General features: G+C 68.0%; 21 protein-coding genes. 12 read left to right on the top strand and 9 right to left on the bottom strand.

Translation table 11 applies throughout. The features are described from left to right. The 4 genes from ACLIVD_RS07235 to ACLIVD_RS07220 all read right to left on the bottom strand — a co-directional run bounded on the left by ACLIVD_RS07235 (window position 1) and on the right by ACLIVD_RS07220 (window position 6,000). The gene (locus ACLIVD_RS07235) at window positions 1-2,280 is read right to left on the bottom strand and encodes a SulP family inorganic anion transporter (RefSeq protein ID WP_283330804.1); all 2,280 of its coding nucleotides are present in this window, start codon (window positions 2,278-2,280) and stop codon (window positions 1-3) included. Window positions 2,281-2,500: 220 nt separating this feature from the next. Beyond that, entirely contained in the window at window positions 2,501-3,868 is a 1,368-nt protein-coding gene (locus ACLIVD_RS07230; protein ID WP_491932188.1) for an SLC13 family permease, read from the bottom strand. Between the two features lie 28 nt (window positions 3,869-3,896). Next, window positions 3,897-4,766 (bottom strand): hydroxymethylglutaryl-CoA lyase, encoded by an 870-nt coding sequence (locus ACLIVD_RS07225; protein WP_005561919.1) that lies wholly within the window; start codon window positions 4,764-4,766, stop codon window positions 3,897-3,899. A 16-nt stretch (window positions 4,767-4,782) separates the two neighbouring features. Then, the gene (locus tag ACLIVD_RS07220) at window positions 4,783-6,000 is read right to left on the bottom strand and encodes a CaiB/BaiF CoA transferase family protein (protein ID WP_491932187.1); all 1,218 of its coding nucleotides are present in this window, start codon (window positions 5,998-6,000) and stop codon (window positions 4,783-4,785) included. A 213-nt stretch (window positions 6,001-6,213) separates the two neighbouring features. On the opposite strand from ACLIVD_RS07220, the gene ACLIVD_RS07215 reads away from it, so the two are divergent. Beyond that, entirely contained in the window at window positions 6,214-6,756 is a 543-nt protein-coding gene (locus ACLIVD_RS07215) for a gamma carbonic anhydrase family protein (RefSeq protein WP_196775237.1), read from the top strand. A gap of 5 nt (window positions 6,757-6,761) precedes the next feature. Here the strand turns inward: ACLIVD_RS07215 and ACLIVD_RS07210 are convergent, their stop codons facing one another. Further along, window positions 6,762-7,409 (bottom strand): IclR family transcriptional regulator, encoded by a 648-nt coding sequence (locus ACLIVD_RS07210; protein ID WP_009478110.1) that lies wholly within the window; start codon window positions 7,407-7,409, stop codon window positions 6,762-6,764. A gap of 217 nt (window positions 7,410-7,626) precedes the next feature. Here ACLIVD_RS07210 and hppD point away from each other — a divergent pair, with 217 nt between their 5' ends. Then, window positions 7,627-8,832, top strand: coding sequence for a 4-hydroxyphenylpyruvate dioxygenase (hppD, locus tag ACLIVD_RS07205; RefSeq protein ID WP_491932186.1), 1,206 nt, complete (start codon window positions 7,627-7,629; stop codon window positions 8,830-8,832). A gap of 48 nt (window positions 8,833-8,880) precedes the next feature. On the opposite strand, the gene ACLIVD_RS07200 is transcribed toward hppD, so the two are convergent. Further along, a complete protein-coding gene (locus ACLIVD_RS07200) occupies window positions 8,881-9,339 on the bottom strand; it encodes a carboxymuconolactone decarboxylase family protein (protein ID WP_491932185.1) in 459 nt (152 codons plus the stop codon). A gap of 49 nt (window positions 9,340-9,388) precedes the next feature. On the opposite strand from ACLIVD_RS07200, the gene pdxR reads away from it, so the two are divergent. The 3 genes from pdxR (at window position 9,389) to ACLIVD_RS07185 (ending at window position 12,898) form a co-directional block, all read left to right on the top strand. Next, on the top strand, window positions 9,389-10,798 hold the full coding sequence (gene pdxR, locus ACLIVD_RS07195; protein WP_491932184.1) for a MocR-like pyridoxine biosynthesis transcription factor PdxR: 1,410 nt from the start codon (window positions 9,389-9,391) through the stop codon (window positions 10,796-10,798). 230 nt (window positions 10,799-11,028) lie between these two features. Then, window positions 11,029-11,556: an OsmC family protein gene (locus ACLIVD_RS07190; RefSeq protein ID WP_283330798.1), complete on the top strand. Its 528-nt coding sequence runs from the start codon at window positions 11,029-11,031 to the stop codon at window positions 11,554-11,556. A gap of 40 nt (window positions 11,557-11,596) precedes the next feature. Continuing rightward, the gene (locus ACLIVD_RS07185; protein WP_491932183.1) at window positions 11,597-12,898 is read left to right on the top strand and encodes a bifunctional o-acetylhomoserine/o-acetylserine sulfhydrylase; all 1,302 of its coding nucleotides are present in this window, start codon (window positions 11,597-11,599) and stop codon (window positions 12,896-12,898) included. A 46-nt stretch (window positions 12,899-12,944) separates the two neighbouring features. Here ACLIVD_RS07185 and ACLIVD_RS07180 read toward each other — a convergent pair whose 3' ends face one another. Beyond that, window positions 12,945-14,123 (bottom strand): acyl-CoA dehydrogenase family protein, encoded by a 1,179-nt coding sequence (locus tag ACLIVD_RS07180; RefSeq protein ID WP_105414235.1) that lies wholly within the window; start codon window positions 14,121-14,123, stop codon window positions 12,945-12,947. Between the two features lie 166 nt (window positions 14,124-14,289). Between ACLIVD_RS07180 and ACLIVD_RS07175 the strand changes: the two genes are divergently transcribed. Next, window positions 14,290-15,552, top strand: a complete 1,263-nt coding sequence (locus ACLIVD_RS07175) for an Nramp family divalent metal transporter (protein ID WP_280778532.1) — start codon at window positions 14,290-14,292, stop codon at window positions 15,550-15,552. Here the strand turns inward: ACLIVD_RS07175 and ACLIVD_RS07170 are convergent, their stop codons facing one another. Both ACLIVD_RS07170 and ACLIVD_RS07165 read right to left on the bottom strand, forming a co-directional pair. Next, window positions 15,553-17,790 carry a serine/threonine-protein kinase gene (locus ACLIVD_RS07170; protein WP_491932182.1) on the bottom strand — a complete coding sequence of 746 codons (2,238 nt, stop codon included), beginning with the start codon at window positions 17,788-17,790 and terminating at the stop codon, window positions 15,553-15,555. Between the two features lie 77 nt (window positions 17,791-17,867). Next, complete coding sequence (locus tag ACLIVD_RS07165) at window positions 17,868-18,563, bottom strand: TetR/AcrR family transcriptional regulator (protein WP_025431932.1); 696 nt, start codon at window positions 18,561-18,563, stop codon at window positions 17,868-17,870. A 104-nt stretch (window positions 18,564-18,667) separates the two neighbouring features. Here ACLIVD_RS07165 and ACLIVD_RS07160 point away from each other — a divergent pair, with 104 nt between their 5' ends. From ACLIVD_RS07160 to ACLIVD_RS07135, 6 genes are read left to right on the top strand one after another with little or no spacing between them, the layout of a single operon-like run. Next, the gene (locus tag ACLIVD_RS07160) at window positions 18,668-19,852 is read left to right on the top strand and encodes a lipid-transfer protein (RefSeq protein ID WP_491932181.1); all 1,185 of its coding nucleotides are present in this window, start codon (window positions 18,668-18,670) and stop codon (window positions 19,850-19,852) included. A gap of 47 nt (window positions 19,853-19,899) precedes the next feature. Then, window positions 19,900-20,331 carry a type II toxin-antitoxin system Rv0910 family toxin gene (locus ACLIVD_RS07155; protein ID WP_005243970.1) on the top strand — a complete coding sequence of 144 codons (432 nt, stop codon included), beginning with the start codon at window positions 19,900-19,902 and terminating at the stop codon, window positions 20,329-20,331. 5 nt (window positions 20,332-20,336) lie between these two features. Beyond that, a complete protein-coding gene (locus ACLIVD_RS07150) occupies window positions 20,337-21,212 on the top strand; it encodes a MaoC/PaaZ C-terminal domain-containing protein (protein ID WP_491932180.1) in 876 nt (291 codons plus the stop codon). A gap of 10 nt (window positions 21,213-21,222) precedes the next feature. Next, window positions 21,223-22,092 (top strand): SDR family oxidoreductase, encoded by an 870-nt coding sequence (locus ACLIVD_RS07145; RefSeq protein ID WP_491932179.1) that lies wholly within the window; start codon window positions 21,223-21,225, stop codon window positions 22,090-22,092. A gap of 11 nt (window positions 22,093-22,103) precedes the next feature. After that, window positions 22,104-24,317 carry an acyl-CoA dehydrogenase family protein gene (locus ACLIVD_RS07140; protein WP_491932178.1) on the top strand — a complete coding sequence of 738 codons (2,214 nt, stop codon included), beginning with the start codon at window positions 22,104-22,106 and terminating at the stop codon, window positions 24,315-24,317. Beyond that, entirely contained in the window at window positions 24,314-25,456 is a 1,143-nt protein-coding gene (locus tag ACLIVD_RS07135) for a CaiB/BaiF CoA transferase family protein (RefSeq protein WP_491932177.1), read from the top strand. The genes ACLIVD_RS07140 and ACLIVD_RS07135 overlap by 4 nt, the downstream gene beginning before the upstream one ends. Window positions 25,457-25,459 lie beyond the last annotated feature (3 nt).

The following is a 25,459-nucleotide window of genomic DNA, read 5'->3' as shown; positions in this document are numbered from 1 at the left end:
TCATGTGGGGACGTGGTCCAGGTAGGACACACCGGTCGAGGTGATCTCGAGTACGCGCGCGGACGGAATGTCGAAGAACATTCCCGCGACGCGTACTCGACCCTCGGCCGCCGCCGCGCCGACGAGGGGATGGCGCCCGAGCGTTTGCACCTGGACCGCCACGTTCACCATGCCCAGCTGATCGACCTCGTCGAATCCGAGTTCGGCCGCTGCCCGTGCCACCGGATGACCGCTGAGAAACGCGTTCCGGCTCGGCTGCGCGAACGTCAGCCACTGTTCGACGGCGTCGCGATCGGACCCGTCGGTCTCGGTCGGTGCACTCGCGAGCACGGCCTTCATCGCGCCGCAGCCGGAGTGGCCGCACACGATCACCGAGCTGACCTCGAGTTCGTCGAGGGCGAAGGCCAGTCCGGCCTCGACGGAGACGTCCTGCTTTCCGGTCGGGACGAGGTTGCCCACGTTGCGCACCGTGAACAGGTCGCCCGGACCGCTGCTGGTGATCACGTTCGGCACGATGCGTGAATCGGAGCAGGTGAGGAACAACGAGTCGGGGCGCTGCCCGTCCCGCAGTTCGTCGAGGTGCGGTTGCAGCTGAGCCGCGTTCCGCCGGTGATATTCCGACACTCCCGCGAGGACCGGCCGGAGTGCCGCCGGTGTGGTGGTGGAGTTCTCGGTGTCGGTGTGCCGCGGCTGCCAGCTCTTCCACGGGGCGAACCCGCGGGGGCTCACCACGCCGATGCCGCGCCGGGGCGGCGACGCGCCGACGGCGTCCATGTCGACGGGACCGAGCGCGTCGATCACGACCGTTCCGCCGTTCCGCTCGTGGTGACGCTTCCAGTCGTCGATCGCCTCGAACATGGCGTGGTCGAGGAAGTCGACCGCCAGTTCCACGGTGACGTGCGCGCCCTCGGGCACCTTCGCGAGGATCCCCGTCAACGCCGGCATGGACAGGAAGCTGCACGACCCCTCGACGGTCACGCGCCACCGCCCGGAATCCTCGGAGCCGACGGGTTCGGCCCGCATCTTGGGGTGGATGACCCGCCACAACAGCAGGACCACCGCGAGTGCGAGGCCGATGATCACGCCCTCGAGCAGGTTCAGGAAGACCACGCCGGCCACGGTCACGCCGTACACCCACAGGTCGCCGGTGCGCCGGGCCGTCCGCAGATGAGCCATCTTGACGAGCTGGATGCCGATCACGATCAGGAGGCCGGCCAGGGCTGCCATCGGGATCTGCTCGACGAGTCCGGTGAGCAGCGCGGCGAAGACGAGGATCCACACGCCGTGCAGCACGGCGGACGCCCGGGTGCGCGCCCCGGCGGCCACGTTGGTGGAACTGCGCACGATCACACCGGTGACCGGCAGGCCGCCGATGAGACCCGAGAGCATGTTGGCCGAGCCCTGACCGACGAGTTCACGGTTGAACTCCGAACGCGTTCCGCCGTGCATCTTGTCGACGGAGACCGCGGACAACAGGCTCTCGACGCTCGCGATCAGCGCGACGGTGAGTACACCGGTGGCCACTGCGAGCCACGGGCCGTCCGGCATCGAAGGCAGTGCCACGGCGTCGAACAGGGAGCCGTCCAACGTGATTCGATCGATGTCGAGTGGGAGGACAAGGGACAGAACGGTGGCGGCGACGACGGCGACCAGCGGGCCGGGGAGCACCTGCAGCTTGCCGGGGATCTTCTTCCAGAACAGCAGGACGGCGATGACCACCGATCCCACGAGGACGTCGCCGTACCGGGCGGACGTCAGCTGGCCGGGGAGCTGAGTGATGTTCTCGACGGTCGAGCTGTGCGAGCTACCACCGAGTAGGACGTGAATCTGCTGGAGGGCGATCGTGATTCCGATACCGGCCAGCATGGCGTGGACCACGACCGGCGCGATGGCCAGGGCCGCACGGGCAATTCTACTGAGCCCGAAGATGATTTGGAGGAATCCGGCCGCGACGGTGATCGCGCACGTGGCCTTCCAGCCGAACGTGGCGACCAATTCTGCTACCACCACGGTCAATCCGGCAGCAGGACCGCTGACCTGGAGTGGTGAGCCACCGATGGAACCCGCCACAACACCGCCGACGATCGCCGCGATGAGCCCCGCCATGATCGGGGCGTCGGACGCGATCGCGATACCGAGCGACAGTGGTAGTGCGACGAGGAAGACGACGAGCGACGCGGGTAGGTCGTATCGCGCGTTATCTCGCAACCTTTCGCCGAGGGTCGGTCCGGGGGCGGGTGCACCGGATGGGGGTGCTTTCTCGTTCTCGAGGATCGACATGACGACACCTTACGGGCGGAGAACGACGAAACGCCCGAAACGGACGGGGTCTTGTGGCATGTGTCACTGTAACAGCACTTTTCACCCAGTTGAATCGAAAACTATTGGACAACAGTCCATTACATGAAGCTTAAAGTTCACAAAGTTCACGTCGCCCGCTCTCACACTGTGAGACGTGCCGGTCACCGAGGGAAACGGTGACCGGCACGGCCGGTCGGATCTAGACGGACGTGGGCACGACAACCAGTGCCCAGACGAACATCGGGGCCGACAGCACGATCAGACCGCAGTAGGCGAGCATCTTGCGCTGGAAACGGCCCTTGTCCTCGACCTGCGCGTTGGCGAGCACCATCACACCGTTCGTCGAGAACGGGCTGACGTCGACCACCGTCGCGGAGAATGCCAGGGCCGCGACGAATCCCACGGCGCCGACCTCTCCCATCGCGAGCATCGGCGCGGCGAGGGGCAACGCGATGCCGAGGGTACCGATCGACGATCCGAACGCGGAGATGATCGCAACCGCGTAGCAGAGGATCAACGCGGTCAGCAACGGCGATCCGAGAGCCGACGCCGCATCGCCGAGGAAGTCGAGCGTGCCGTTCTGCGTCATGACCGCCATGTAGGTGAGCATCCCGCACACGAGCACCACGGCCGGCCATGCCACGTTGTCGATGACCTTGGGGTGTGACTTGGGCGCCATCAGCAGCAGCACCGCACTGATGCAGATCGAGCTGACGCCGACGTCGATTCCGAACGCGACCGACCCGACGACGAGAAAGCCGATGCCGGCGAGCGTCGCGAACCGGTACCGATTCATCTTCACCGGCTTCACGCCTTCGTGGATCAGCGCCTCCTCGATGACCTCGCGATCGGTGAGGGTCGCGGTGTTCCCGCCCGGGCCGTTGCCCGGAGTCACGCCCCCGGACGGCCGGCGCGAGGAACCGCCGAATCCTCCGCCGTCGGGCGTCTCCTCGACAAAGCGGGGAGTGCGGCGACCGATCAGGTCGAGGCCGTAGATCAGGAACAGCACGATCGCGATGGCCAGGTTGAGCACGAACGGCAGAGCGAACAGGACCAGGGGATTCGATCCGACGCCGGTCGAGTCCATCAGTCCGTTGATGAATGCGCCGTAGAGATTGATGGGTGAGAACGCGCAGGCCAGGGCACCGTGGCTGATGACCATACCCATCAGGAACGGGTTGATCTTGTTCTTGGCCGCGAGAGGCATCGCGATGGGGGCGAGCATCCCGACCGCGAGGACGGACCCGAGGGCCATCAGCAGTCCGGACAGCAGGAACATCATCCACAGGATCGCCCACCGCCTGCCGCGCACGAGTCGGAGCGAGGCCTCGATGACGAGGTCGATGGTCCCGTTCGTCTTGGCTATGGCGAACAGCAGCGTGATGCCGCCGACGATGATGAACGTGCTGCCGGGGAAGGCGTCGATGATGTCCTCGACCGGGATCCCGGACACCCAGCCGCCGATGACGAACGCTCCGGCGAACGCGAGGATGCCCATGTTGATCGGGGTGAGGGTCGCCACTGTGAAGATCGCGATCAGAGCGACGATGGAGATTGTGTAGACCATGGTCGGCCTTTCGAGGTGAGTTCGCAGATCACACTGCGGTGAGGGGCCGAGCTTGGGCCAGAGCGTGTTTCACGGTGTCGACGGCGAGGCCGAGGGCCTGCTGATCGATACCCGTGTCGATGTCGTGCGCGTGCAGGTGCGCGACCAGTTCCTCGGTGGCGAGGTTGCCGTGGGCGCCGGGCGCGAACGGGCAGCCACCGTACCCGCCGATGGCGCTGTCGAAGTGCGTGATGCCGAGCTGCCGGTGCGCGGCGATCACGGTGCCCAGGGCCTGACCGTGCGCGTTGTGGAGGTGCAGGCTCAGTTCGATGTCGGGGAGGGCGTCGCGTACCGCCCCGGCCGATGCGAGCACCTGCTCGGTGGTGGCCGTCCCCAGCGTGTCGGCCAGCCCGAGCCGGCGCACACCCATTGCGGCCATCGCGCTGGCCACCCGTACCAGTGTGGCGGGGGCGATGATGCCCTCGAACGGACAGACGAACGCGGTCGACACACCTCCGAGGAAACTCCGGTCCGGGTACTTCTGCAATGCCTCGGCAAGTCCGTGCAGCGCCTCGTCCGGGTTCCGGCCCGTGTTCGCCGTGCTGTGCCCCGCACTGGCGGACGTCACGACCTGGATCTCGTCGATGCCGGTCGCGATCGCACGGTGCACCCCGCGGGGGTTGAGTGCCAGAGCGCTGTACGTGACCGACGGGTCGGTGCGGGGCAGCCGGGCGATGACATCGTCGGCGTCCGCCATCTGCGGGACACGCGTGGGTGAGACGAACGATGCCGCTTCGATGTGCTTCACACCGGCGGCGACGAGGGCGTCCGCGACGGCGATCTTGTGGTCGGTGGAGACGACGACATCCTCGTCCTGCAGTCCGTCTCGCAGCACGACATCCGTTATGGTGACTGACATTTCACTTTCCTCCGGTTCAGATGACGTTGCGGGCGCGGTAGTCGTCGAGCTGATCACCCGACAGATTCAGCAATCCGCCGAGGATCTCGTCGGTGTGCTCACCCAGCTCGGGGCCGGCCCAGCGGATCTGCGTGGGTTCGCCGTCGAGCTGCGGGACCACTCCGGGGAAGCGCACCTCTTCGGGTTCCCCGTCGACGGACACCTTCAGGCTCTGCAGCATGCCGCGGGCGTTGTAGTGCTCGTCGTCGGCGATCTGCACGGCGTCGTACACCTCGCCCACGGGCACACCGGCGGCGCCGAGTTCGGCGACGACGTCGCGGGGGCGACGCACCGACGTCCACGACGAGATGGCCTCGTCGAGTTCGGCTTCCCGACGGAATCGCTGATCACCGTCGGCGAGCTCGGGATCGTCGGCCAGATCGCCGCGCCCCACGGCCTGCATCAACCGGCCGAACACGCCACTCGAGTTGCCGGCGATGATGACGGATCCACCGTCGCACGGATAGACGCCGCTGGGCACCACGCCGGGCAGGTTGCCCGCGGTCCGTTCTCGGACCATGCCGTACGCGTCGTAGTCGGGGACGAGGGATTCCATCGCCATGAACACCGATTCGTAGAGGGCCACGTCCGCGACGCGCGGGGTCGAGTGATCGCCCTGCCTTGCCTTGGCCAGCAACATCATCAGGGCGCCGATCGCGCCGTGCAGTCCGGCGAGCGTGTCGGCGATGGGGGCGGCCGCCCGGACCGATTGACGGTCCGGATAGCCGGTGACGTGCCGGAGTCCGCCGAAGGCCTCGGCGACGCCGCCGAAGCCGGTGCGCTCCCGGTACGGGCCCGTCTGCCCGTAGCCGGAGATCCGGACCAGCACGATGTCGGGGTTGGCGGCCGTCAGCTGGTCGGGCCCGATTCCCCACCGCTCGAGCGTTCCGGGACGGAAGTTCTCGATGACGACATCCGACTTCGCGGCGAGGTCGAGAATCATCGCGCGGCCCTCGTCGGTCCGGAGGTCGAGGGTGACGGACCGCTTGTTGCGCGCGATCGTGCGGAACATCATCGACGTCGCGCCGCGGCGGCGACGCCAACCCCGCAGTTCGTCGCCGACGCCCGGTCGCTCGATCTTGACGACCTCGGCGCCGAAGTCGGCGAAGATGCGGCTCGCCATGGGGGCTGCGATGAAGTTGCCGAGTTCCAGCACACGGATGCCGTGCAGTGGGCCGTTCTCTGGGACCTGCATGTGAGAGTTCTCCCTCGTCGATCTGTACTGGATGACGACTGGGTTCCTACCTGCTGATTCTCATTATTTGGCAGCTGGATTCCCGTCTGATAAGAACGACGGTAGTGGTACCAGTCACAATTGGCAATGCCCGGAGTCGGCGCCACACGACAATGGACGACGGGACGCTGCGAAATGCAGCAGGAATCCGCTGCTCGACAGGAGGAGAACACGGTGAGAGAACCACACGTCGTTGCGATCGATGGACGTTCGCCGCGCGCGGAGAAGACCACGTGGGTCGCGCCGACCGCCGCGGTGATCGGCGCCGCAACACTCGGCGCGGAGACCAGCGTCTGGTACGGCGCGGTGCTGCGTGCCGATTGCGATTCCATCACCCTCGGCGAGGGCAGCAACATTCAGGACGGTGTGGCCGTTCACGTCGATCCGGGCTTCCCCGTCGTCGTCGGCCGGGACGTCAGTGTGGGGCACAACGCCGTCCTGCACGGCTGCACCGTGGGAGACGGCGCCCTCGTGGGCATGGGGGCCACCGTCCTCAACGGAGCGGTGATCGGCGAGCAGTCGCTGGTCGCCGCCGGCGCGCTGGTACTCGAGGGCACGCGAATTCCGCCGCGCTCACTCGTCGCCGGCGTGCCCGCGAAGGTGCGTCGCGAACTGACCGACGACGAGGTGGCCCACAACGCCGCCAACGCCGCGGTCTACCGTCAACTGGCGCAGCAACATCGGTCGGCGGACGTCACCACGTTCGACATCGCCTGAGCGACTCAGTCGCCCGGGACGGATTTCTCGATCTGCCGCGCGGCAGCGACGACCGCGCGGCCCATCGACGCACCCAGGTTCTTCCCCATCCGCCCCTCGGGACCCGACACGCAGACGGCGGCTACGATCTCGCCGTGCCTGCGGACCGGCGCACTGATGGACGCGGATCCCGGCGTCCGTTCCGAAACCGACACCCACCAACCCGATTTCACGGCTTCGGGGTCGGCCTCCCAGTCTCCGGACAGCACGTGGCCGCTCGACCCCTGCGGTAGCGGGACCAACGTTCCGACTGGCAGTGCCACCCGCAGTTCGTGCTGGGAATCGACGCTCGCGGCGCAGAGACGGGATTCGCCCCGGCGAACCCACAACTGCGCGGATTCCCCTGTCGTTTCACTCAATTCCCGCAGCGCCGGGATCGCGAGGTCGCTCAACGCCGTGGTGACGAATCGCTGCCCCAGATAGAATCGGCCTTCCTGATCCTTGCGCAGGAGGCCGTGCTTGACCATGTCGGTCGCCAGCCGGTACGTGGTCGAGAGGGACAGGTCGAGTTCACGGGCGAGGTCGCTCGCGCCCATCGGGCTCGACTCGACGACGTCGAGGATCGCCACCGCACGGGCGAGCACTCCGACGCCGATCTCACTCCGCGCAACCATCGCAGTCCATTTCTATTGCCCCATTGAAGTATTCAGATTGTATAGGAAAGCCGGTGCGCGACCACCCGCATCCGTCGATGCGGCTAGTTGTCCGGGTGTCGGTTGACGACCGGATCGGGGCCCGGTTACCTCTGTGTCAGGCATTCGCCACTCCCCCGGTGCGCAGTCGCACGCACATCCCCGGTATCCGAAAACCCTTGCAAGGAAAGGCACCATCATGACGATCGAGCAGACTCTCACCGACAAGGAACGCCTGGCAGGTCTCGACCTCGGCCAGCTCGAGCAAGTGGTCGGGCTCGTCGAGTACGACGGCACCCGCGACCCGTTCCCGGTCAGCGGCTGGGACGCCGTCGTCTGGGTGGTCGGCAACGCCACCCAGACCGCCCACTACTTCCAGTCCGCGTTCGGGATGACCCTCGTCGCCTACTCCGGACCCACCACCGGCAACCGCGACCACCACAGTTTCGTCCTCGAATCCGGCGCCGTCCGCTTCGTCATCAAAGGCGCCGTGAACCCGGACAGCCCCCTGATCGAGCACCACCGCACCCACGGCGACGGCGTCGTCGACATCGCCCTCGCCGTCCCCGACGTCGACAAGTGCATCGCCCACGCCCGCGCCCAGGGCGCCACCGTCCTCGACGAACCGCACGAGGTGACCGACGAGCACGGCACCGTCCGCCTCGCCGCGATCGCCACCTACGGCGACACCCGCCACACCCTCGTCGACCGCAGCAACTACACCGGCCCCTACCTGCCCGGCTACATCGAGCGGGCGTCGTCGCACACCAAACGGGACGGGGCCCCCAAGCGCCTGTTCCAGGCCCTCGACCACGTCGTCGGCAACGTCGAACTCGGCAAGATGGACCACTGGGTCGACTTCTACAACCGAGTCATGGGCTTTACGAACATGGCCGAGTTCGTCGGCGAGGACATCGCCACCGACTACTCCGCCCTGATGTCCAAGGTCGTCTCCAACGGCAACCACCGGGTCAAGTTCCCCCTCAACGAACCCGCCCTCGCCAAGAAACGCTCGCAGATCGACGAATACCTCGACTTCTACCGCGGGCCCGGCGCCCAGCACCTGGCGCTGGCCACCAATGACATCCTCACCGCCGTCGACCAGCTGACCGCCGAGGGCGTCGAATTCCTGGCCACCCCCGACTCCTACTACGAGGACCCCGACCTGCGGGCCCGGATCGGCAACGTCCGCGCCCCGATCGCCGAACTGCAGAAACGCGGCATCCTCGTCGACCGCGACGAGGACGGCTACCTGCTGCAGATCTTCACCAAACCCCTCGTCGACCGGCCCACCGTGTTCTTCGAACTCATCGAACGCCACGGCTCCCTCGGCTTCGGCATCGGCAACTTCAAAGCCCTCTTCGAAGCCATCGAACGCGAACAAGCCGCCCGCGGAAACTTCTGAGCGGGCGGCAGTGCAGCGGGCGCGAGGCGGCGGGTCCGTTACCCGGGATCAGCGCACCCGCGGGGTCTTCCGCGTGCTCACGGCGATGCGATTCCACGCGTTGATCGTGAGCACCAGCGAGATGAGCTGCGCCAGTTCCGTCTCCTCGAAGTGCTCCTCCGCCTCCTCGTACACCGAGTCGGGGACGAAGCCGTCGGTCAGCACGGTGATCGCCTCGGCGAGCGCGAACGCGGCACGCTCCTTGTCGGTGTACAGCCCGTGCGCCTCCTCCCATGCGCCCAGCAGGTACAACCTCTGTTCGCTGATGCCGATCTTGCGGGCATCGGCGGTGTGCATGTCGATGCACCACGCACAGTGATTGATCTGAGAGCAACGGGTGAGCACCAGCTCGACCAGCTCCGGGTCGAGGCCCTGCCGTGCCGCGGCGTCGAGGGCGATCATCGCCTTGTAGACGGCGGGGGCCTTGCGGGCGAGGTCGACGCGGGTCTTGCGCTCTGTTGTGGTCATACGAGAACAGTAAGCGCGAAATAGCCCATCTGTATGGTTCAATTCGTGCATGGAAACTTGGGCCAATTCGGGTCTGGGCCGCGACCTCCATCTCGACCTCACCGCGTCCGGCGGCGGACGGGCGCCGGGGGTGCGCGCGAACCTGGTTTCCGCTCTGCGCGAGTCGATTCGATCGGGACGGCTCGTCGCAGGCACCACCCTCCCGCCGTCCCGCACCCTGGCCCTCGACCTCGGCATCGCCCGCAACACCGTCGCCGAGGCGTACTCCGAACTCGTGGCCGAGGGCTGGCTCACCGCCCGGCAGGGGTCGGGGACCCGGGTCGTCGATCGGGCAGGCGAGCCGGCCCGACGTCCGCACACCCGCTCCGCGGTGGCGCCCCGACCGGCGTTGAGCCTGATGCCCGGTTCTCCCGACGTCGGGGAATTTCCGCGTGCCGCCTGGATGGCGTCGGCCCGCCGCGCGCTCTCCGCGGCACCCAACGACGCGTTCGGACCGGGTGATCCGCGGGGACGTCCCGAGCTCCGTCACGCTCTCGCCGAATACCTTTCTCGTGCACGAGGAGTGCGCACCGATCCCGACCACATCGTGGTCAGTGCGAGCTCGGGGCACGGACTGTGGTTGCTCGCCCGCGCCGTGAAGGGGCCGATCGCCGTCGAAGGGTATGGGTTGCACCTTCATCGCGAGCTGCTCGGCGATGCCGGCGTGTCCACCGTCCCCCTGCACCTCGACAACCGCGGAGCGCAACCCCCGGATGCGACGGGCAGGCAACTGTCGGCAGCGTTACTCACCCCGGCTCATCAATTCCCCACCGGCGGGCCACTCCACCCGAGCAGGAGAACGGCTTTCGTGCAATGGGCACGTGCGGCGGGCGCGATCGTGATCGAGGACGATTACGACGGGGAGTTCCGGTACGACCGCCAACCCGTCGGCGCCCTGCAGGGTCTGGCCCCGGACGAGGTGGCCTATCTGGGCACGGTGAGCAAAACTCTCTCCCCCGCGATCCGCGTGGGCTGGATGGTGCTGCCGGAACGCCTGATCGACCGTGTTCTGGCAGTCAAGGGCGGATACGAGAGATGGGTCAGCTCGACGGACCAGCTCACCCTGGCAGACTTCATCGAGAGGGGCGCATTCGATCGGCACGTCCGCAGGATGCGCACCCTCTACCGTCGCCGGCGCGACACCCTCGTCGAAACCCTCGCCGCCCGTGCACCACACGTGCACGTCACCGGCATCGCGGCCGGTTTGCACGGCGTACTCGAACTTCCCGACGGGACCGAGGCGGCCACCGTCGACCGGGCCGCGTCCCTCGGTCTCGCAGTGGAGGGTCTGCGCACGTTCCGTCATCCCGACGGTCGCGCGGACCGGTCCGACGGACTCGTCGTCGGCTACAGCACGCCGTCGTCCGCGCGTTTCTCGGCCACTCTCGACGCCCTGTGCCGCGCGCTGCCCACTCCGTGAGCAGAATTTCCTATGGGACTGGTCGGAATGCGTGTCGTGCGGTTACAGTCTGATCCGTGACCGAATCCGGCGTGATCGACTCAGGTGAGCTGCTGACGCGGCGTCGCCACGTCGATTTCGCACTGGTGTGTACCTCGAGGTGTCCGATCTCCTGATCGGACCCGTCCCGGCGTGACGTTTCACGCCGGGTTCTTCCTGCACACCCTCGTTTTCGAAGGATTCGTACTGTCATGACCACTGCATCCGTTTCGCATCTCGCGTCGGTCATCGGCGCCAGCCGCGACGCCGTGTCCGAGGATTCCGCGAACGCTCACGTCGTCTTCCGCGCCTCCGCGCAGGCGCACGACGCCGTCGCGAGCACCGTCACGCTCGGCAAGTACAGCGTCGAGGTGGACGAGCCTCCGGCGCTCGGCGGCGACAATTCGGCGGCCAATCCCGTGGAGTACTACCTCGCGTCGCTGCTCTCGTGCCAGGTGGTCACGTACCGCTTCTGGGCCGAGAAGCTCGGTGTCCGCGTCGACGACATCTCGGCGCGGGCGGAGGGCGACCTCGACGTACGCGGGTTCTTCGGCTTCGACGACGCCGTCCGTGCCGGGTTCGGCGAGGTGCGGGTCGTCGTGACGCTGACCGGCCCGGAATCGCGGGAGCGCTACCTCGAACTGCAGGAGGCGGTGGATGCGCACTGCCCCGTCCTCGACCTGACCCGCAATCAGACCCCGGTCCGCACCGTGGTCGAAACACTCACCGGCGAAAACTGATTCACCACATCCACCTCACCGAATCTGGAGCACACCACTCGTGACCGAGAGCATCGATCCCACCGTCAACTGGTCGTTCGAGACCAAGCAGATCCACGCCGGGCAGACGTCCGACGCGACCACCAAGGCGCGGGCGCTGCCGATCTACCAGACCACCTCGTACACGTTCGACAGCACCGATCACGCTGCCGCGCTGTTCGGTCTGGCCGAGCCGGGCAACATCTACACCCGCATCATGAACCCCACGCAGGACGCGGTCGAGCAGCGCATCGCGGCCCTCGAGGGCGGCGTCGCCGCACTGCTTCTGTCCTCCGGGCAGGCCGCGGAAACCTTTGCGGTGCTGAACCTCGCGGAGGCGGGCGACCACATCGTCTCCAGCCCGTACCTGTACGGCGGCACCTACAACCTCTTCCACTACACGCTGCCCAAGCTCGGCATCGAGGTGTCGTTCGTGGAGGACCCCGACGACCTCGAGCAGTGGCGCAGCGCCGTCCGCCCGAACACCAAGGCGTTCTACGGCGAGACGATTGCCAACCCGAAGAACCACATCCTGGACATCCCGGGAATCTCGAAGGTCGGCCACGACAACGGGATCCCGCTGATCGTCGACAACACGGTGGCCACACCGTATCTGCTGCAGCCGCTGAAGCACGGCGCCGACATCGTGGTGCACTCGGCCACCAAGTACCTCGGTGGTCACGGCACGGCGATCGCCGGTGTCATCGTCGACGGCGGCACGTTCGACTGGACCCAGGGCCGCCACGGCAACTTCACCACCCCGGACCCGAGCTACCACGGTGTCGTCTTCGCGGACCTCGGCGCCCCGGCCTACGCGCTGAAGGCGCGCGTGCAGTTGCTCCGCGACCTGGGTTCCGCGGTCGCCCCGTTCAACGCGTTCCTCATCGCGCAGGGCATCGAGACCCTCAGCCTGCGCGTGGAGCGGCACGTCGCCAACGCCCAGAAGGTGGCCGAGTTCCTCGAGGCCCGCCCGGAGGTCACGTCCGTGGCGTACGCGGGTCTGCCGTCCTCGCAGTGGCACGAGCGCGCACGGCAGCTCACCCCGAAGGGTCCGGGTGCGATCGTGACGTTCGAACTGGCCGGTGGTGTCGATGCCGGCAAGAAGTTCGTGAACGCGCTCACCCTGCACAGTCACGTCGCGAACATCGGCGACGTGCGCTCGCTGGTGATCCACCCGGCGTCGACGACGCACTCGCAGCTCACCCCGGAGGAGCAGCTCGCCGCCGGTGTGACTCCCGGACTGGTCCGGCTGGCCGTCGGCATCGAGGGTATCGACGACATCCTCGCCGACCTCGAGACCGGATTCACCGCAGCCGCACTCTGATCCGATGCCGGGAGGCCGGGGCGCGCGCCTCGGCCTCCCGGCGCTTTCAGATCATGGCGCGCATCATCCCCTGCGGTTCGCCGCCGAGCTGGGTGAGCGCGCTCGCGTGGTTGGTGGGTCCGGGAACGTGAACCGCGTGGGCCAGGCCGGCGTGCGCGTCCCGCCAGAACCGTTGCATCGGCGTCTTGTAGTGCAGCGCGCCGCCGCCGGCGCGCGCGAAGATCTCGTCCACGGCACGCACCGCACGCCAGGCCGCGGCGATCTGGGTGCGGCGTCCGATCGCCCGCTCCTCGAACGTGATCTCCTTGCCCGCGTCGACCTTGTCGTAGAACCGGTCGGCGGTCTCGATGAGGGAGACCCGCGACGCATTGATCTCGGCGGCGGACTCTCCTATCGCACTGAGCACGTAGGGATCCTCCTTGATCTTCTGGCCCGTGATGGCGACGCGGTCCTTCTGCACCGCGATGTGACAGGCCAGCGCGCCCTCGGTGATGCCGATGACGGCGGCGGTGATGCCGAGCGGGAACATGCACGAGTACGGCATGTTGAACAACGGCTCCGGCCTGCCCGCCTCCTTCTGCGCACGTCCGTCCATCACCTTCGCCGCGTTCAACGTCCGGTAGCCCGGGACGAAGGCACCGTCGACGATCAGGTCCTTGCTTCCCGTTCCGCGCAGGCCGATGACGTCCCACGTGTCCTCGACGATCTGATAGTCGGTGCGCGGCAGAATCACGTGCAGCGACGACGGCGGCACCGCGATGCCACCCTCGCCGTCGCCGACCATCGCCCCGAGGAAGGCCCACTGACAGTGGTCGGTTCCGGACGAGAACGACCACCGTCCCGTCAGGACGTACCCGCCGTCGACCGGTGTCGCGACACCCATGGGCGCATACGGCGACGCCATCCACGTGTCGTTGTCCTCGCCCCAGATCTCCTCCTGCACCTGCGGGTCGGCGAACGCCAGTTCCCACGGGTGCACGCCGACGATCCCGGTGACCCATCCGCTCGCACCGTCGAGTGCGGCGACTCCCATGACGGTCTCGGCGAACTCGCGGGGGTGCACCTCGTAGCCGCCGTAGAGCTTGGGCTGCAGCAACCGGATCGCGCCGGAGTCGCGCAGGAGGGCCGCGGCGGTGTCGGTGAGCCGGCAATCCGCCTCCGACCGGACGGCCTGCCCGCGAATCTCCTCGGCGACGCCGTCGATTCTGTCGAGAACCTGTCCCATCGGGACTCCCTTCCACCGCGAGTAGAACACGTTCTAGTCAATATAGCGCCGGAGGTGGCAATTCCGGGTCGATCCGCACCCCACGCTTGAAAGTTCGTTATCCCTAAATCTATAGTGCGGATATACGAATCAGCAGGTAGATCCGCAGACCACGACCAGGAGCTCCGTGAGCATCGAGGCACCCCGCCCTCTCCTCCCGCGCCGCACGCCCCGCAAGGGCAGTATCCGAACTGTCGCGCTCCTCGGGCCCGCCTTCGTGGCTGCCATCGCGTACGTCGACCCCGGAAACGTGGCCGCCAACCTCACCGCGGGCGCGAAGTACGGGTACCTACTCGTCTGGGTCCTCGTTCTCGCCAATGCCATGGCCGTGCTGGTGCAGTACCTGTCTGCGAAACTCGGGCTGGTCACCGGCAAATCACTGCCCGAAATGCTGGGGACCCGCCTGCGGACCGGGAACCGTCGCGCGTTCTGGCTGCAGGCGGAGGCGATGGCGATCGCGACCGACCTCGCCGAGGTGATCGGCGGCGCGATCGCACTCAATCTCCTGTTCGGCGTTCCCCTCTTCGTCGGAGGGCTGATCACGGGCGTCGTGTCGATGGGCATCCTGTCGATCCAGAGCCGCCGCGGTCAGCGGACGTTCGAGTTCGTCGTGATGGGACTCCTGACGATCATCACCGTCGGGTTCCTCACCGGGCTCGCGTTCACCGACGTGTCGGGTACGGACGCGCTCGCCGGACTCGTGCCGCGTTTCGAGGGCACCGAGACGGTCCTGCTCGCCGCGAGCATGCTCGGCGCCACCGTGATGCCGCACGCGATCTACCTCCACTCCGCCCTCGCCCGCGACCGGCACGGGAACGACCTGGAAGGCCCCCGCCTCGCGCGACTGCTGCGGGTGACGAAGTGGGACGTGGTCGGTGCCCTGATCGTGGCGGGCGCGGTGAACATCGGCATGCTGCTGCTCGCCGCCTCCGCCCTGCGCGGCATTCCGGGCACCGACTCGATCGACGGCGCGCACGCCGCCATCCAGAGTTCGCTCGGCCCCACGGTCGCCGTCGTCTTCGCCGTCGGACTGCTGGCGTCCGGCCTGGCGTCCACGTCGATCGGCTGCGCCGCCGGCTCCGAGATCATGTACGGCCTGCTGTCGATGCGCATCCCCCTGCTGCTGCGCCGGGTGGTCACCCTGATTCCCGCACTGGTCGTGCTGGCGATCGGCGTCGATCCCACGTTCGCGCTCGTCCTCAGTCAGGTCGTTCTCAGCCTGTGCATCCCGTTCGCGGTGATTCCACTCGTGCGGATGACGTCGAGCCGCGACCTGATGGGCGTCCACCGCAACGCGACGGCCACCACGGTCGCCGCCTGGGTGGCGGCGTCGTTGATCGTCGTGCTCAACGTCTCGCTGCTGTGGCTGACGTTCACGGGTTCGGCCTGATCACTCGTGCCGCGGCGCGCCTGACACGACGCGCTCCAGCGCGTGCAGGTCCTCGGACAGCATCCGGAACATCCAGTAGGCCGCCACGAACGCGACGACGCTGCCGACGCACAGGACGCGGAGCGCGACGATCACCCGGGGCAGGTCCTCCGGGGGAATGAACGTGGCTCCCGCGATCCCGAGCAGCGGCACGGCGGCGGCCGCGGCGAGGAAGAACGTGCTGCGGCGCCCCAACCGCTTCAACATCCGGGCGTCGGACGCACTGATCTCGCCGTGCCTCAGAAACACCGGGTAGAGGCAGCGGACGGCGTAGAAGTTCACGAAGAAGAACGGGTAGACCACCGCGATCGCTCCGCACACGAGCTGAGATGCGGTGAAGTGGACGATCGTGTTCCACGGAACCTGACTGCCGCTCACCTCCAACGTGATCGGCACAACGAGGCCGCTGACGATCCACAGCCCGAGGCAGAGCAGTGCACACCGCTGGCCGAGCAACAGGGTGTCCCGGCGCGCCCGGGCGAGCTGGGCGCCGGTGTAGACCCGCCCCCGGCGCAGCCCGCCGGCCACCATCGTCAGGTAGATCACCATCGACACCGTGCCGACGGCTCCGATGAGGAACGCGACCGTGTAGTCGATCCGGGTGATCCGCTCGAAGTTCTCCTGCGCGGCGGGCGGCAGCTTGCTGATGATCAGGGTGCTGTTGTGCTGGTAGCTGTAGAGGATCGCCAGCAGGTTGGGAACTGCGATGGCCAGGAACATGATCGGGTGCGTCCACCGCCGCATCCGCAGCCGCCAGCTTCCCGGCGGCGGATCGACCAGATCTCGGGCGTGCGCGTCGAGGCAGACGTCGAGCTGCTGGGCTAGTTCGGCACCGGAGGAGAACCGGTCCTTCGGTGCCGGCGCCAGCGATTTCAGCAACACTCGCCGCAGCGCGTTCGGACAGTCGGCGGGCAGCGCGTCGGCGGCCGGTTCGTCCGGTCCGCGCCGCCGCGCGAGCATCGCGTCGAGAGTGGTGCGGTCGCCGGGCGGGTGGGAGTGCAGTTCGGCGTCGCTGTCGTCGAAAGGTCTTCTGCCGGTCAGCAACTCCCACAGGACGACCGCGAGCGAATACAGGTCGCTGCGGGTGTCGAGATCGCCGGGTGCGCCCGGCCGGTCCGGGTGGATCGCCTCGAGCTGTTCGGGTGACATGTAGGCCAGCGAGCCGCCGAAGTACGCGACCGGACTCGACCCGGCGACGTTTCGGCTGAAGCTGATGTTGAAGTCGGCGAGCTTGGGGACGCCCTCCGTCGTCAGCAACACGTTCGCCGGTTTGACGTCGCGGTGCAGGACGCCGTGGCGTCCGGCGTAGTCGAGTGCCTCCGCGAGCCGCCGGCCGAGCCAGGCGACCGTCTCGGGCCAGGTCAGCGTCGCGATCTCCCGGCGCACCCCGGATTCGCTGGGCCGGATCTCGCCTCGCCCGACCAGGGCCCGGTCGATCGCGTCCAGCAGCACGGCGCCGCTGCGCGCTTCCGGCGGAGTCTCACGGACCCGCCCGACCACGTCGAGCAGGGTGCCGCCCGGCACGTACTGCATGTACAGCAGTCTCAGGTCACGGCCCGCGAGGAGGCGTTGATCGAAGACCCGGACGATGTAGTCGTGGTCGAACTGGGCCAGGGTCTGTGGCTCGGTGCCGTGGTCCAGGGAAATCTTGACGGCGACCATCCGTTGCAGCGACCGCTGCCGGGCCAGGAACACCCGCGCGAACGCGCCCCTGCCGAGACCGGTCACGAGATCGAAATCGTCGATCCGCTGGCCCACCTCCAGATCGTCGAGCGTTCCGCCGCTCCCCGGAGACACCGACAGCGTCGTCTCCCCGTGATGGAGCGCCGTGCTCTGGTACTCGCCGGTGCCGAGCAGTTCGTCGAGCTCACCGGCCTGACCCGGAAAATTCTGCGTGTATTCGCTCGCCTCGACCGACTCCCCGCTGCGCCGCCGGATGTGGAACTCCTCGTACAGCAGATCCGGCGGCAACGGCCACCGCCGCAGTTCCGGCAGCTCCTCACAGTATTGGTCGAGCCGCTTCGGGTGGTCGCCGCGCAGCCAGCGGTTCTCGAGGTCGACCTTGACGAGTTCGATGAGCGTGACCCGGCGGAGCGCGGGAGACACGGGCAGGTAGGCGACCAGATCGGGCGCGGACGACGAGGACTCCCAGGCACTGGTGAAGCGCGCGACGGCGTCGCCGACCGCCGTGTCCGACACCCAGGCCTGCTCGGAAGCGGCCGGTGAACCTCGCCGGGAGGGCATGAAAGCCATGGTAGCTGGCCACAGCCGGCCGACTACTGCAGTTCCGACACCGGGGTCGACGGGTCGATGGTGACGCCGATCCGCGCCAGATTGCCGTGCAGCACTTGCCAGATCGACACCTCCAGGAACTCGGCCAGCTCGTCGCTGCCGAGCGCCGACTGCGGGTTGCTCAGCCACCGGTTGACGCTGGCATCCACGAGTCCCACCAACCCGAAGGCCAGCGACTCGGCGAGATCCGAATTGCCGGCCACCGTGTCGAGGACCGTCGCGAGCAGACCGGACAGCTGGAGCGCGATCGCGGTCTTCGTTCCGGTCACCACACGCGAGCCGGTGGTGCGCCTGCTCGGCGATCCGGTGCCGAGGAATTGGTGGAGCCGTGGATATTCCACGATCCACCGCAGGTACGTCTCGACGGCGCGCGCGATCGCCTCGCCGACGGTCCCCTCCGGTGTCAACGTGGGCGCGAGGTCCGCCATCAGTCGTTCGATGATGCGTCCGCGCAGCTGCTCGTCGAGGTCGCCACGATCGGTGAAGATCCGGTAGACCACCGACCGCGGCACGTCGGCGCGGTTCGCGATCTGCTGGACGCCCACGTCGGGGCCGTCCTCGTTGATGGCGTCCATCGCGGCTTCGAGAATCCGGCTTCGGCGTTCCGCCTTGTGGTCCTCCCAGCGCGTGGCGCGGCCGTCGCCCTGGGGCGACGCGGCGGTTTCCACTTTGTCCGGCATCACGCACACGTTACCCATCCAACTGTTGACTGGACAGACTGTCTCACATACTTTGGTGGGACAGGGTGTCACACACACATTTCTCCGGACTCTAGGGAGCCGCAATGGGTAACAGGGTGTTCGTCGTCGGCGTCGGGATGACGAAGTTCGAGAAGCCGGGTGCACGCGAGTGGGACTACCCCGACATGGCGCGCGAGGCCGGCGGCAGGGCACTCGCGGACGCCGGAATCGAGTACGGGCTCGTGGAGCAGGCGTACGTCGGATACGTGTACGGCGAATCGACGTCGGGACAGCGGGCCGTCTACGAACTCGGCCTCACCGGCATTCCCATCGTGAACGTCAACAACAACTGTTCGACGGGGTCGACCGCACTCTTCCTCGCCACGCAGGCCGTCCGGAGCGGTCAGGTCGACTGCACGCTCGCGCTGGGCTTCGAGAAGATGCAGGCCGGTTCGCTCGGGTCCACGTACGACGACCGGGAACAGCCGATGATGCGCCATCTCCTCGCGCTCGCCGAACTTCAGGAGTTCGCGATGCCGCCGGCCCCCTACATGTTCGGCGCCGCGGGCAAGGAACACATGGAACGCTTCGGGACCACGGCGGAACAGTTCGCCAAGATCGGCGTGAAGAACCACCGCCACTCACAGAACAACCCGTACGCCCAGTTCCAGGACGAGTACACACTCGACGAGATCCTCGGCTCGAAGCCGATCTACGGGCCCCTCACCAAACTGCAGTGCTCCCCCACCTCCGACGGCTCCGGCGCCGTCATCGTCGTGAGCGAGGAGTTCGTCGACAAGCACGACCTCGCCGGGCAGGCCGTGGAGATCGTCGGCCAGTCCATGGTCACCGACCTCCCGAGCACATTCGACGACCGGAGTGCGATCAGCCTGGTCGGCGCGGACATGACCCGCACGGCCGCGGCCCGCGTGTACGAACAGGCCGGCATCGGACCGGACGACATCGACGTCATCGAACTCCACGACTGCTTCTCCACCAACGAACTGCTGACCTACGAGGCGCTCGGCCTGTGCGGCCAGGGCGAGGGCGGCAAACTCGTCGACAACGACGACACCACGTACGGCGGGCGCTGGGTGGTCAACCCGTCCGGCGGTCTCATCTCCAAGGGACATCCCCTCGGCGCCACCGGACTCGCCCAGTGCAGCGAACTCACCTGGCAACTCCGCGGCACGGCCGACAAGCGCCAGGTCGACGGCGCCGCGGTCGCCCTTCAGCACAACATCGGCCTCGGCGGTGCCGTCGTCGTCACCGCCTACCGCGCACTCTGATCCGCCTCTCTCACAATTCCTTCCACCTCGAACACCAGGAGTACACCATGGCTTCCGTTTCCGTCGCAGCGTCCCTTCCCGCCTCCCCCGACAAGGCGTGGGACGCGCTCTCCAACCTGTCCCGCTGGGAGGAGTGGCTCACCATCCACCAGTCGTGGAAGAGCGAGATCCCCGCCGAGGTGGCACTCGGATCGAAGTTCACCGAGGTCGTCTCCGTGATGGGCATGGCCAACAAGATCGAGTGGACCGTCACCGAGGTGCAGGTGCCCGAGATGGTGAAGATCTCCGGCACCGGCATGGCGGGGGTCACCGTCGAATTCACGCTGAAGGTCGAGCCGGACGGCGCCGGATCCACGGCGATCATCGACGCGAGCTTCACCGGCACGATGATCGTCGGCCCCATCGGCAAGGCCGTCGCCAAGAACGCCAAGGCGGATCTGGAGGCGTCCCTGGCGGGGTTCGCCGACATGGTGGGCTGATCCGCATGACTACCCCCACAGTCGAATTCGACACGAGCGGCCTCGGCGAGTGGACCGATCCGCAGCGGTTCGAGGTCACCGCCGAGCGCATCGCCGACTACGCCGCGGCCACCAACGATCCCATCGAACGCCACCTCGCCGGCGAGGTGGCACCACCGGTGTTCGCCGTGGTCCCCGCGTTCACGTCGATGGCACCGGCGGCACTGTCCGTCGCCCCCGTCGAACTGCTCATGAAACTCGTGCACGGGGAGCAGGATTTCCACTTCCACCGTCCGATCCGTCCCGGCGACAACCTCGTGGTCCGCGCGAAGCCGATCGGATTCGAGGGCCGGGAGAACGGCTCCACCGTCGTCGTCTACGTCGAAACCACGACGGACGGCGGCGAACTGGTCAACGAGCAGTGGATGACCGCGTTCTTCCGGAAGGTCGACGCGGGAGCCGGACTCGGCGAGCAGGCACCCGCGCACCGGTTCGACGAGTCCCTCCGCGGACAGGCCCCGGTCGCGTCGATCACCCAGCACATCGACGAGAACCAGACGTTCCGGTACTCCCCCGCCTCCGGTGATCCGATGCCGATCCACCTGGACGACGAGATCGCCCGGATGTCCGGACTTCCCGGAATCATCAACCACGGCCTGTGCACCATGGCGTTCACGTCGTGGGCGGCGCTCACCGAACTCGCCGACGGCAGGGTCGAACGGCTCCGCCGGCTCGCGGTGCGGTTCGCGAAACCCGTCCTGCCCGGCCAGGACATCGCCACGCAGTTCCGGCAGGTCGGCGAGTCCACGAGCCGGACAACGTCGTACGCCTACGAGACCAGCGTCGGCAACGAACTCGTCATCAAGGACGGCCTCGCCGTCATCGCGGACACAGAAACCTAGGAGTACGCACATGGGAACACTCGACGGACGGGTGGCCATCGTCACCGGCGCCGGACGCGGAATCGGCCGGGAACACGCACTGCACTTCGCCCGTGAGGGCGCTGCCGTGGTCGTCAACGACCTCGGCGGCGCGAACGACGGCACCGGCGAGGACGCGGGCCCGGCTCAGCAGGTGGTCGACGAGATCGTCGCCGCGGGCGGCAGGGCTGTCGCGAACACCGACAACGTCGCGTCCTGGGACGGCGCCGAAGGACTCGTCGGCCAAGCGGTGAGCGAATTCGGCCGCCTCGACGTCCTCGTCAACAACGCGGGCATCCTGCGGGACGCCTTCATCGCGGGCATGACCGAAAGCCAGTGGGACGCCGTCATCGCCGTGCATCTCAAGGGACACGCCGCCACTCTGCATCACGCGGCGGCGTACTGGAAGGCGCAGACCAAGGCGGGTGAGACCGTGAACGCGTCCGTGATCAACACCGCGTCGGCGTCGGGCACGTTCATGCCCAATGCGGGCCAGGCCAACTACGGCGCCGCGAAGGCGGGCATCGCCGCACTCACCCTGGTCGCGGCGGACGAGCTCGAACGCTACGGCGTCCGGGTCAACGCGATCGCCCCGATCGCCCGCACCCGGCTCACGCTGGCCACCCCGGGTATGGGCGCGCTGTTCGCCGAGGAGGTGCCGGAGGGCGAGTTCGACGCGTTCAGCCCCACCAACATCTCTCCGCTCGTCGCGCGTCTCGCCGACGCGAACTGCAAGATCACCGGCAAGGTGTTCGCCGTGCAGGGCGGTGCCATCTCCGAGCTCGCCGGCTGGCACGACGTCACGACCATCGAGAGCGACGGCCCGTGGACCGTCGCCGACCTCGCCGACCGGCTCGGCTGAAGGGCCGCGACATGGCCAAGAACACGTACGAGCTCGGGCTCGGGCTGACCGAGGAACACCGGGCCCTCGCCGACTCGGTCCGCGCTTTCGCCGAACACACCATCACCTCCGATCATGTCCGGTCCGCGGTCGAGTCCACGAGCGAGGAGAAGTTTCCGCCGTTCTGGGATGCACTCGTCGGCCAGGACCTGCTGGGACTGCACGTCCCCGAGGACAAGGGCGGTCACGGCGCCGGGCTCCTCACGTTGGCGGTGGCTCTCGAAGCGCTTGGGCGGACCGCCGCCCCGGGTCCGTTCGTCCCCACCGCACTGTCCGCCGCGCTCGTGGCGGCCGCGGATTCCAAGGTCGGCATCGAGGTGATGCCTGGTCTTCTCGACGGATCACACACCGCCGCAGTCGCGTTGGGCCGCCCACTCGACGCATCGGCGCACGAGGGCGGATACCGCGTCACCGGGGTCGCGGACGCGGTTCTCGGCGGCGAACACGCCGATATCCTGCTACTCCCGATCACCGTCGGCGACGACATCCGCTGGGCCGTTGTCGATTCCGCGGACGTCACCGTCACGGTGCAGGACAGCATCGACGTGCTCCGCGGTTCCGCACGGATCACGGCCGACGCCGTCGACGTGGGCGCCGACCGGATCCTCGACGGTCTGAGCGAGCAGCGCGTCCGGTCCGTCGCCACCGTCGTCCTCGGTGCGGAGGCGATCGGCGTGATGTCCTGGTGCGTGTCCACCGCATCCGAGTACGCGAAGACGCGGGTGCAGTTCGGGCGACCGATCGGCCAGTTCCAGGGCGTCAAGCACAAGTGCGCCCACATGGGCATCGCCCTGGAGAAGGCGCGCGCGGTGCTGTGGGATGCCGCCTCCGCCCTCGACAACGGCGACGACACCGCCGATTTCGCCGCGGACATCGCCGCCGTGGTCGTTCCCGATGCCGCGGTGCAGTGCGCACAGGACTGCATCCAGGTCCACGGCGGCATCGGATTCACCTGGGAGCACGACGCACACCTGTTCTACCGCCGGGCGCTGGCCATCCGGGGGCTCCTCGGCACCCGCGAGGAGCGGGCCACCCGGGTGGCCGACCAGTCCCTCGCAGGCACCGCCCGCACCTCCGAACTGGAACTGCCGGACGAAGCCGAGGCGATCCGGACCGAGGTGCGGGCGGAACTCGCCCCGCTGGTGGGCCTCGACGAGGACGACCAGCTGATCGCACTCGGCGACGGCGGCTGGGTGCAGCCGCACCTGCCGAAACCGTACGGGCGCAGCGCGTCCCCGCTCGAGCAGATCGTCATCGCCCAGGAGATCAAGGCCGCCGGAATCCCGATGCCGCAGCTGCTGATGGGCGGCTGGGCGGTGCAGGCCGTCGTGGCCCACGGCACGGACGCGCAGAAGCGGGATCTCGCCGTCCCCACGCTGCGCGGAGATCTCGTGTGGTGCCAGCTGTTCAGCGAACCGGGGGCCGGTTCCGACCTGGCGTCGCTGACCACCAAGGCCGAGAAGGTCGACGGCGGCTGGACGGTGACCGGGCAGAAGATCTGGACCACGGTGGCACAGTTCTCCGATTGGGCGATGCTGATCGCCCGCACCGACCCGTCCAGGCCGAAACACGAGGGCATCACGTACTTCGTGCTGGACATGTCGACGCCGGGGGTCACCGTCCGGCCGCTGCGCGAGATGACCGGCTCGGCCCTGTTCAACGAGGTCTTCCTCGACGACGTGTTCATCCCGGACGAGAACGTGGTCGGGAACGTGAACGACGGCTGGAACGTGGCCCGCACGACCCTCGCCGGCGAGCGGGTGGCCCTGAGCCAGAAGATGGAGGCCTACGCCACCGACAAGGATCTGCTGCAGTTCGCCCGCGGCCGCGACCTCGGCCCGCTGGCACGCTTCCGCGTCGGCGAACTGGTGGCCGAGAGCCAGGCAATCGATCTGATCGGTTCACGGATCGTGCTGAAGCAGCTGTCGGGGGCGGACGTGAGCACCACGTCCAGCGTCGGGAAGCTGCTCGGTATGGGCCTCGGGCAGTCGATCGCCGAATTCGTCGTCGCCGAACTGGGGGCAGCGGGCGCCGTCAGCATTCCCGGGGAGCCGAGCGACAAGGCGATGGAGCAGTTGATCGCCGGCCGCGCCACCACCATCTACGGCGGCACCACCGAGGTGCAGCTCAACGTGATCGGGGAACGCATGCTCGGACTGCCCCGCGACGCGCAGGGGGTGTCGTGACCGGCGGGCCGCTGAGCGGGCTGACCGTCGTCGAGATCGCGAGCCTCGCGCCCGCCCCGTTCGGGTGCATGATCCTCGCCGACCTCGGCGCGGACGTGATCCGCGTCGAACGGGCGGGTGACGGCGGCAGTGGGCTGATGGCGCCGTCGGGTGTACTCGACCGGGGACGACGATCGATCGCCGTGAACCTGCGGACTCCTGAGGGGCTGGAGGCCGTCCTGACACTCGTCGAAACAGCCGACATCCTCGTCGAGGGTTTCCGTCCCGGCGTCGCGGAACGCCTGGGCATCGGCCCCGACGACTGCCTGTCCCGCAACCGCGGACTGATCTACGGGCGCATGACCGGTTGGGGCCAGGACGGACCTCTCGCACCGCGGGCCGGGCACGACATCAACTACATCGCGCTCGCGGGCGCGCTCGAACCCATCGGGCGCGCCGGCGAGCGGCCGGTGCCGCCGCTGAACCTGTTGGGCGACTTCGGCGGTGGCGGCCTGATGTTGGCGATGGGGATCCTGGCCGCGCTGCACGAGCGTTCCCGGTCGGGCCGCGGACAGGTGGTGGACGCGTCCATGGTCGACGGCGCGGCGCTGCTGACGGCGTTCGTCCACGGCATGAACGCCGCCGGTCTGTGGCAGGAGGGTCGGGGGCGGAACGTCCTCGACGGGGCCGCCGCGTTCTACGACACCTACGAGTGCGCCGACGGTCTGCACGTGGCGGTCGGGTGCGTCGAACCGCACTTCTACGGTGAACTCCTCGACGTGCTGGGGTTGAGCGGTGAGGATCTGCCGTTGCAGTACGACCTCGATGCGGCGCCGGAACTGAAGAAGCGTCTCGCCGAGGTGTTCGCGACCCGGCCGCGGGACGACTGGGCAGCCGTCTTCGCCGATTCCGACGCGTGCGTGTCGCCCGTCCTGTCGCCGTGGGAGGCGCACGAGCACCCCCACAACAAGGAACGGGAGACGTTCATCGAGGTGGGCGGCATCCGCCAGCCCGCACCGGCACCGCGCTTCAGCCGCACCCCGGCGACCGTTCCCCGGCCGGCCCCGCGGCCCGGGCAGGACACCGATGCGATCCTCGCGCAGGCCGGTTACGACCCGTCGGGCATCGAGCAGCTGCGCTCGGCGGGTGCCGTCGAGTAGGTG

This window comes from Rhodococcus sp. G6(2025) (genome assembly GCF_058628105.1).
The sequence above is the reverse complement of the archived record's forward strand: the minus strand, read 5'-3'. Positions and strand labels throughout refer to the sequence as shown.